This is a genomic window from Candidatus Cloacimonadota bacterium (assembly GCA_016932035.1).
Classification (GTDB): domain Bacteria; phylum Cloacimonadota; class Cloacimonadia; order JGIOTU-2; family JGIOTU-2; genus Celaenobacter.
Genome location: JAFGDR010000048.1, coordinates 25,397 through 34,199 on the forward strand (window position 1 = coordinate 25,397; position 8,803 = coordinate 34,199).

The following is an 8,803-nucleotide window of genomic DNA, read 5'->3' on the forward strand; positions in this document are numbered from 1 at the left end:
ATATGATCTTTAGGCTGAATATTTTACTTGTAGAAGACAATCCAGGTGATGCTGAGCTTATCAAAGAATATATCTTTGATACGAGTCTGCGTAATTCAGTTTTTACTGAAGCACACACCCTTCAGGAAGCTATTATGTTCTGTGTTGAACAGGACTTTGATGTGATCCTTCTTGATCTGGGTTTGCCCGACAGCAATGGATTGAGCACAATCACAAAACTCTTGCAATGTGAGAAAAAAGTACCCATTATCGTTCTGACAGGGCTGGAAGATGAGAAGATAGCGCTCGATGCAATCAGGTTAGGAGCGCAGGATTATATAACGAAAAGTAATATTAATCCAGACGTGCTTGTGAGGATCCTTCGATATTCAATAGAACGGAAAAGGACACAAGAAGCACTTTTCGAAAGTGAAAAAAAATATAGAGACCTTGTGAATCATATAACTGATGGTATCTATAATACTGATCTGCAAGGAAAATTCACCTTTGTTAATGATGCATTATGTAAGATTTTTGGTTATTATGAAAGTGAACTCTTAGGAAAACCGTTCAGTATGTTGGTCGAACCGGAAAAACGCGAAGAATTTGTTTCCCGTTACAACGAATCATTTAAAACAGGTAGATCTAGTGAGATTATCGAGGTGCCGGCAATAACGGAAGATGGATCAAGCATTACTGTTGAGATAAAACCGGTCGTACAATATGAGAAGGGTGAACCTGCTGGATCGAGAGGTGTTGTTCGGGATGTAACAGAAAGGAAAAACTGGGAGCAACAACTCGAGGAGAGTGAAGTACGGTATCGTTCTTTTGTTGAGAATTTTCACGGGATTGCATTCAGGAGTTTTTTAAATGGTATTCCCATCTATTTTCATGGAGCAGTCAAAGAAATTACCGGTTACACAGAAGCTGAATTCATCAATGGATATCCCCGCTGGGAAGAGATTATATATCAAGATGATCAAGAGCGTCTTGCACGATCACATGATCAGAAAATACTGTCTGACGGCTTCGACATTGAAAGAGAATACAGGATTGTCAGAAAGGATGGCAAGATAGCGTGGGTGCATGATTACATTCAGACTATCTTTGATTATACGAGAAATAAAAATATCCTTCAGGGTGCGATCTATGATGTTACCGAACGAAAAAAAGCTGAGGAAGAACTCAGCCTTAGTCGTGAACAGCTCAAAATGGCGAATTCAATTTTACGCCATGATGTAACGAATGATCTCTCAGTTATCCAGAGTGCAGTAGAAATTTTTCAGGATGAGAAAGACGATCAAATGCTTGATGAAATCGAGAAACGTGTTAACATGAGCATGGATACGATAAGGAAGCAGAGATCAAGAGAAAAAGCGATAGAGACTCATGCACAGCTTGATGAGTACGAGATCGAGCATGTTTTACATGATGTTGCTCAGGATTATAAAAATATCAAAATAAGCATTTCCGGTCATGGAAGAGCGTATGCAGACCAGTCTATCTATTCTGTATTTAAAAATATCATCAGCAATGCCATACAACATGGCAAGACTTCATCAATAGATATTGGTGTTTCCTATAAAGGTAATTTCTGTGAGATAAGAATAGCTGACAATGGTATTGGAATACCGGATGATTTAAAGGAAAAAGTGTTTTATGAAGGTTATTCTTTTGGAAAAGACGGGCATACAGGCATTGGATTACATATAGTAAAACAGACAATTAAAGATTATGCAGGTGAAGTCTTCGTAGAGGATAATAAACCGAAAGGTACTGTGTTTATTGTCAGATTGAGAAAGGGAATTGATTAAGAAAAGGATGAAGAGGAGAGGATTTAAAGATATGAAGTGGATGTAGGGATTAGGATATAGGATTTAGTATTATTTTTATTTTTTTTTGAGTGAGGATATCAAGCCATTGAGCATTTTCCCAATTTCTTCTGTTTGAAGTATTAGATCATTATACAAACTGGATGTTATATAACAAAGACCTTTAGATAGTAGAAGGAAATAGTTAAGTTCGTTTAAACTCCCTCTTGAATTATATAAGAAACGAATATAGTCTCTTGTTGTGTTCCTTGAATTCCCTTCAACAATATTTGCAGGAATTGAATAAGCTGCCCGTATCATCTGATCAATAATACGATACTTTTCGTCTTTAGGAAATTTATTTGTTATTTGATAGAGTGTTAAAACAAGTTGGTGTGATTTCTTGAAAACATCTAAATCACTATAATTCATGATTCCTCCTTATAAATTAATTATATGTTACAATATTCTCCCAAATTCTAATCCCTAACCCTAAATCCTATTCCCTAACTCCTAGATCCTTAATATGTCCTTTCCCAACTCCTTTTACCCTGCATCCCAACTTTATGTATTTCTTTATTGTATCATCATTTAGAAAGTTTGAACAATCAATGATAAGCGGTTTACCTTCTGACATCTTGATCACATCTTTCGGGTCAAGCTTGATATAGTCTGAATGACCAACCGCAAAGATAATGACATCAGCCTGCGTAAGTGCATCTTCAAGATTTTTCTCTATTGGAACATTCTCCATTTCTGGCCAATATTCCACATATGGATCATGAGTTTTAACAACTGCCCAGTACTCATTCAGAAATTTGATCAATGTCTCAGAGGGTGAGTGACGTGTATCACCAAGATCTTCTAGATATGAGACACCAAGCACAGCAATTTTCACATCTTTTAATTCAGGATACTCTTCCTTGATCAGATCGATCGTATGGAGCGGCATAGTATCATTTATGTCAACCGAATGAACTGCCATCTTAAGATCTTCATCGATATTGAAGATCGCATCCATTGCCCAGTTAGCGAGCACAGGATCTTTGGTGAGACAGTAGCCACCAACCCCTAAACTTGGACGCAGAAGGTTATCATGAGTTCCTTTACGCTTTCGAATGGCTGCGCGAACTTTATGAAGATCGACACCGATCTTTTCAGCGCATTTAGCCCATTCAAGCGTGAGTGCTATATTGGTTGCTCGGTAAGAGTTCTCCATGACTTTTGAGAGTTCAGAAGCATTGGTATTATCGAGTTCTGTGAGAGGATAGTTTTCTGTATCTAAAATATTATTAAGAAATTCTCGTGCAATGTCTTTGCTTTTCTCATTCACTCCGGAAAATACTCGCCAGAAATCACGTATTGAACTCACATATTTTGCTCCGGGCATAACGCGTTCATATGAATGTGCGATAAGCGGAGGATGTTTTTTGATGTTTATGCCACGTTTCTTAAATTCTTCTTCAATAAGTGGTTTTACCACTTTTTGACAGGTTCCGGGAGGAACGGTCGTTTCAACCAGAATAAGACAATCGGGTTTAATATGTTTTCCCAGTGTTTTCATTCCATCTCTAAAAGCGGACATATCACAATATCCCTGTGCTGCATCACCAAAAGCTGGTTTTGTTGCATCAAGCTGAATATCAACAACAACGATATCGGCAACTTCATAGGCGTAGTTCAACCAAGTTGCACGAAGGGTTTTCTTTTCTACAACTGTTCGATGGAAGATCTCGGGTACTTCAGCATCAGAGGAACTCACGGGGGGAACTCCTGTGTTTATTATTGGCACTTTCCAGAAAGAACGTGTGGAAGCTCGTTGTTGACCATGTACAAAATAGAGCGGTTTTCCATTTTCATCAACTGCATCAGCGACCACAGCAGCCATAACGCAACCGACAAAACCCATGCCCTGGACTGCTACTATCTTCCGTCCGAGTTTGCTTTGTTCCTCGGTTATTCTCTTGAGTTCTTCTAATTCTTTTTCTGATTGTAAGTCTGTGGGCAATTGATATTCAGTTCCATTAGGTGCGAGGGAAATGTTTTTCATGAGTCTCCTTTAATATCTCAACTCGATACCTGAATATAGAAAATTCTTCACCCTGTTGTCTTTATTCTCATATACATATTGTAGATGTATATTCAAGTGGGAAGTTATATTATAATTAATCGATGCATCAATCCTCTGAGTTCTACTAATTTTGCCAGCAAGAAATTTTTCATTTGTTTGAATTTTTGCAAAGGGATCATTGCTAATACTACCCTGTTGCATGTTTTCATAAAGAACAGTGCATTCAAGCCCTGGCATTAAATACTGAACTCGAAAGGCTAAATTTAATAAATTCGATCCATCCTGAAATCCAAGTAATTGATCTCTATGACTATACGTCAACTGCCTTCTATGATAATATGTTCTTGGACCAACTGCTGTCCCCTCAAAAGATACATTGAGTGGGATGTTCTTGAATGAATAAGACAAGCCAAGTTGTTCTGCAAAGCCTGAAAGGTATTTCTCAGTAGTCAAACGACTAACTTTTACATCGTCTATAAAGAGATTATTATACATCATGAAACCATCAAAGGGTGAATAATTTATTATGATGAACGCATTCACATTATCTCTTGATTGATTAGAGAAGTCCACAAGTTTGTACATCACCAAAGGAGTTGAATATGATATTTCAAAATTTCTGTCATCATATAATGAATTCTCCCCAATTGCTATAAAAATCCTGTTTGTACTATAAGAAATCATTTGAAGGGCAAGAGATTTAGTGCTATATTCATCTTCATTTCCAAGACTGTCTGGAACTAACTGGGAATACAAAGAAACATAGAAAAAATTACCCAATTGTTTTGATAATTTGATATAAGGCAAAGATGAAATAACCTTAGTAAAAATAATGGAATTTGTTATTGAATTTCCAATCTGAAGATTTCCATATCCGATAGCCGCATCTATAATATTGTTCTTAATAAAACATTCGGTTTGAATCTCAAGCTTCTCTGGATTCTCCCAGTTATCTGCGATAAGTTGTACTGAATCTTTTCTCGTGAAATAGGGATCTCCGGTATAATGACCTTTTCTGAATAAAGAATACAGTCCGATATTGTTTGTTATATTTCCACCAAATTCCAGGCCATAATACTTTAACAGTCTATGTTTATCTTCAGTATCCGATTTATATAAGTCATAATCAATTCCTATAATACCGGAAAAGAAAACACTTATTTCGTTTTTTTCATACTCAAGAAGTTTAGACTCCAGTAGTTTGTTGCTGAAAATTGAAAGTGCAGAACGTGGTATTTTTTGTATTGGATATACAGCTGACTCAAAACCGTTTTTATCTTTTAAAGATAGTCTTTTTAGATTATATTGGGCAATTTTTTTATAAATCACTGAAATGTCTGAAGATAGGATTAATTCAAGTGCTTCGATAACATTATCGTGATATAGAGGGTAGAATCCAGTAATATCTTCAGAATATTTGAGAGATTGAACTGTCTCAAAGAATGAATAGACTGGATCTTCAGATGGGATGATGAAATCAGCAACCAATAATGATGGTAGAAAAAAAATGAGGAATATCCTCATTCCTCTGATGTAATAATTTTTTTTTATGACATTCATAGAAATCCCATATTTTAATTTATTCATTAATTTACATTGAACTAACTGTACGATAAAGAGATATTCGCTAATTATTCATCCAGTAATGTTCAATTGTTACTTGAAGATATTAGATAAAGTAGTTCAGATACACACTCAAATATTTATACTATCATCTTTCAAAACTAGGATTTAATAATATAGGGGAATTGATCTGGATTATCATGATCGTGCACCTGATCTCCATATGCTAATAATATGGTCTCTTCATCACCAATATTTTCAAAACTATGTGCATAACCCGGAAGAACTAAGATTCTATCAATATTTTCTTTGTTGCTATCGAGAACAACTTCTTCGATATTTCTAGACCCAACTTTTTGAATTAAGACTTTCAACTTCCCTTTCATTACACAAAATATTTCATTCTTGTATTTATGATAATGATTTCCTCTAATATCACCCGGAGATATTGTAGAACAATATACTTGCCCTTTGAAATTCAAATAATTTTCATCTTCTCTCATGAACTCTACCAAGAAACCTCTATCATCTGAATGCTTGGGGATCGATTCTAATCTCATTTATGATCCTTGTAGAATTTTATCATTTCATGCATCGATTTTTTAATATCATATTTTACTTTCCATGATATTTTATTTTTTATTTTGTCAGTCGAAATGGAATACCTAACATCCTGTCCCCAGCGATTATCAACGAATTGTAGGTTTGAATCTGTTCCCAAAGAGTCATAAACCATATTAACAATTTCAAGATTAGTATATTCAAGACCTGAACATATATTGAAAATATCGTTAAAGCAATTATTTTCTATCAAACTTAATATGGCTGCGCAATTGTCCCTCACATGAATCCATGAACGAATGTAAGAACCATCACCATGAATAGTCATTTTCCTATTATTAAGTCCACTTACAATTGTTTTAGGGATCAGTTTTTCGGGATATTGACGAATTCCATAATTATTACTGCTACGTGTAATAATATAATCAATACCATACGTTCTATTATAAGCCAAAACAAATTGTTCTGCAGCGGCTTTAGTAGCTGAATATGGATTACTTGGTTTTAGAACATCCTTTTCTGTAAACTTTCCAGTATTAGTGTCACCATATACTTCATCTGTACTGATTTGAATGAAAACCGGTCGGTCAAATTTTGCTTTCATTCTTATGTGTTCGATAAGATTATGCACTCCTTGAACATTGGAATTAAAAAATACTTCACTGTTCTCAATCGAGTTATCAACAAAGCTTTCAGCTGCAAAATTAACGAGATAATCACATTTAGGAAGGTTTGATATATCACAAATATCCTGTTTCCAAAAATCGTAATTCTTATGATTTTCAAATCCAATATTATCCCAAGAGACATAGGTCATTTTATCAATATTTAAAACTGAATATCCTTTAGATAATATCAATTCAATAAAATGACTTCCAATAAAACCACATCCGCCAGTTACAATAAAGTTGTACATTATACTACTCCCTTAATTTGAAATAATATTATTATTTTTTATTTAAGCAATTCACGCTTCCGTAGAGATCTTATTTCAGAAGCAGGATTACCTGCTACAATTACTCCGGATTTTACATTTCTATTGACTAAAGAATTTGCAGATACAATGGAATTCTTCCCTACAATAATACCAGGTAGAATGTTTGCCCCTCCCCCGATTGTAGCGAATTTACAAATTTTTGGACCAACCATCTCTTCAATTCTCATCTTTATCCTCCCCATAGAATTATCATTCTCAGTTATTACAAGAGGACCAATAAAAACACTATCTTCGATTATGCTATTACCAGTTATATGACTATTATCCATTATTTTTACATTATTTCCAATAATAGTATTATAATTTATTGTAACTCCCATTGCTATCAAAGAAAAAGAACCAATCCTTGTACCTTCTCTGATACATGCATTATCACAGACCATTGTATTGTTATCAATTTGAACTCCACAATACAATACTACATTACAACCCATAATACAATTATCACCGATTATTGTCTGAGGTAGATTATTGTAATGTGCCTTTCTATAAGTCGCACCTGACGATAGTGGAGGCCTGCCAATAACAACACCAGGAAATATAGTCACATTGTCTCCAATAATAACATTATCATATATTATAACATTTTCATAAATATTACAGTTTTTTCCTTTAATCATATTTCCTCAATTAATTGTAATGATATGATAGTATTATTGAGCACTGTATCCTCCATCAATAATCAAATTTGATCCAGTTACCCATCTTGAGGCATCAGATAAGAGATACACACATGCAAGAGCAATATCTTCAGAATTACCTATTCCCAATGGATGCATGTTAAGAATTTCTTTTCCCGATTCAGGTGGTATATTTTCAAATAACTTTTTTGTCATATTAGTCTCGACGATAGCAGGTGAGATTGAGTTCACTCTTATCTTTTTCTTAGCAAGTTCTAAAGCCATTGCTTTAATACCTGACACCAATGCTCCTTTGCTACTACAATATCCGACCTTACCTGTCTGTCCTAGTACACTCATAATAGAAGCAATAAAAACAAAACTTGCTCCATTATTTCTATATTTTTTATTAGCTAAAATTCGTGCTATCTCAAATCCAGAAATAATGTTTATATTAAATATATCTTTGTAGATGTTTGGAGTCATTAATTTTAATGGCAATGTCTTTTCAATACCAGCTGAGTGAATGAAACCATCAATTTTACCAACTTTTGAGATAGAATCATCTATTATAATCTTAATTCTAGAGTATTCAGTAATATCTTGAATATAATAAAGATTGTTTTTACTATTTAATTTATTATAGGTAGACAATAACCTATCTTCATTTCTTGCAACTAATATAACGTTTGCGCCCATGGTTGAGCAAGAAATTGCACATTGCCTTCCAATACCGGAAGAAGCACCGGTAATAAAGATTACTTTACCTTCTAAAGAGAATGGATTATTCAAAATTATCAAAACCAATTAATCTCATAAGATCATTAACTGTATTAATCGATTGAAAATCTTGTCCCGATATTTTCTTATTGAATTTCTCATCAATTAATGCAATAATTGAGAGAATGGCTAATGAATCATATTCATCTAATTCTGTGAGGATAGTATCCTCTTTCAAATGAATGTCTTCAATTTCAAGTGTTTCCTTCAACTCATCAAAAAATACTACTTTTTTCATTACAAATCTCCTCTTGAATTTTAGATTTCAATTATTGTTGCACCCCAAGAGTAACCCACTCCAAATCCAACTAGTAATACTTTATCTTTTTCTTTAATAATTTTATTTTCGAGACAATCTTTAATTGCTATTGGAATAGTCGCTGATACTGTGTTCCCAGTTGAAAGCATATTATTGTAAAAT

Annotated in this window: 10 protein-coding genes; 1 reads left to right on the forward strand and 9 read right to left on the reverse strand. The window is 34.2% G+C overall.

All coding sequences use genetic code 11. The features are described from left to right. Positions 1-2 precede the first annotated feature (2 nt). A complete protein-coding gene (locus JW794_08640; GenBank protein ID MBN2018175.1) occupies positions 3-1,793 on the forward strand; it encodes a PAS domain S-box protein in 1,791 nt (596 codons plus the stop codon). A 75-nt stretch (positions 1,794-1,868) separates the two neighbouring features. Here JW794_08640 and JW794_08645 read toward each other — a convergent pair whose 3' ends face one another. The 9 genes from JW794_08645 to JW794_08685 form a co-directional block, all read right to left on the reverse strand. Further along, positions 1,869-2,222, reverse strand: a complete 354-nt coding sequence (locus JW794_08645) for a four helix bundle protein (GenBank protein ID MBN2018176.1) — start codon at positions 2,220-2,222, stop codon at positions 1,869-1,871. Between the two features lie 67 nt (positions 2,223-2,289). Continuing rightward, a complete protein-coding gene (locus JW794_08650; protein ID MBN2018177.1) occupies positions 2,290-3,840 on the reverse strand; it encodes a nucleotide sugar dehydrogenase in 1,551 nt (516 codons plus the stop codon). Between the two features lie 9 nt (positions 3,841-3,849). Beyond that, a complete protein-coding gene (locus tag JW794_08655) occupies positions 3,850-5,427 on the reverse strand; it encodes a hypothetical protein (GenBank protein ID MBN2018178.1) in 1,578 nt (525 codons plus the stop codon). A gap of 158 nt (positions 5,428-5,585) precedes the next feature. Then, the gene (locus tag JW794_08660; protein ID MBN2018179.1) at positions 5,586-5,984 is read right to left on the reverse strand and encodes a WxcM-like domain-containing protein; all 399 of its coding nucleotides are present in this window, start codon (positions 5,982-5,984) and stop codon (positions 5,586-5,588) included. Further along, complete coding sequence (locus tag JW794_08665; protein MBN2018180.1) at positions 5,981-6,901, reverse strand: GDP-mannose 4,6-dehydratase; 921 nt, start codon at positions 6,899-6,901, stop codon at positions 5,981-5,983. The genes JW794_08660 and JW794_08665 overlap by 4 nt, the downstream gene beginning before the upstream one ends. A gap of 38 nt (positions 6,902-6,939) precedes the next feature. Further along, positions 6,940-7,602 (reverse strand): transferase, encoded by a 663-nt coding sequence (locus JW794_08670; protein ID MBN2018181.1) that lies wholly within the window; start codon positions 7,600-7,602, stop codon positions 6,940-6,942. Positions 7,603-7,635: 33 nt separating this feature from the next. Next, a complete protein-coding gene (locus JW794_08675; protein ID MBN2018182.1) occupies positions 7,636-8,394 on the reverse strand; it encodes an SDR family oxidoreductase in 759 nt (252 codons plus the stop codon). Further along, positions 8,387-8,620 carry an acyl carrier protein gene (locus JW794_08680; GenBank protein ID MBN2018183.1) on the reverse strand — a complete coding sequence of 78 codons (234 nt, stop codon included), beginning with the start codon at positions 8,618-8,620 and terminating at the stop codon, positions 8,387-8,389. Before JW794_08680 ends, JW794_08675 begins: the two co-directional genes overlap by 8 nt. A gap of 20 nt (positions 8,621-8,640) precedes the next feature. Continuing rightward, positions 8,641-8,803 (reverse strand): 3-oxoacyl-ACP synthase (locus JW794_08685; protein ID MBN2018184.1); only part of this gene is annotated, 163 nt, incomplete at its 5' end.

Coding starts and splice junctions, on each gene's coding strand:
- JW794_08660 (MBN2018179.1), bottom strand. CDS start 5,984: ATGAGATTAGAATCGATCCCCAAGCATTCAGATGATAGAGGTTTCTTG.
- JW794_08645 (MBN2018176.1), bottom strand. CDS start 2,222: ATGAATTATAGTGATTTAGATGTTTTCAAGAAATCACACCAACTTGTT.
- JW794_08650 (MBN2018177.1), bottom strand. CDS start 3,840: ATGAAAAACATTTCCCTCGCACCTAATGGAACTGAATATCAATTGCCC.
- JW794_08670 (MBN2018181.1), bottom strand. CDS start 7,602: ATGATTAAAGGAAAAAACTGTAATATTTATGAAAATGTTATAATATAT.
- JW794_08665 (MBN2018180.1), bottom strand. CDS start 6,901: ATGTACAACTTTATTGTAACTGGCGGATGTGGTTTTATTGGAAGTCAT.
- JW794_08680 (MBN2018183.1), bottom strand. CDS start 8,620: ATGAAAAAAGTAGTATTTTTTGATGAGTTGAAGGAAACACTTGAAATT.
- JW794_08640 (MBN2018175.1), top strand. CDS start 3: ATGATCTTTAGGCTGAATATTTTACTTGTAGAAGACAATCCAGGTGAT.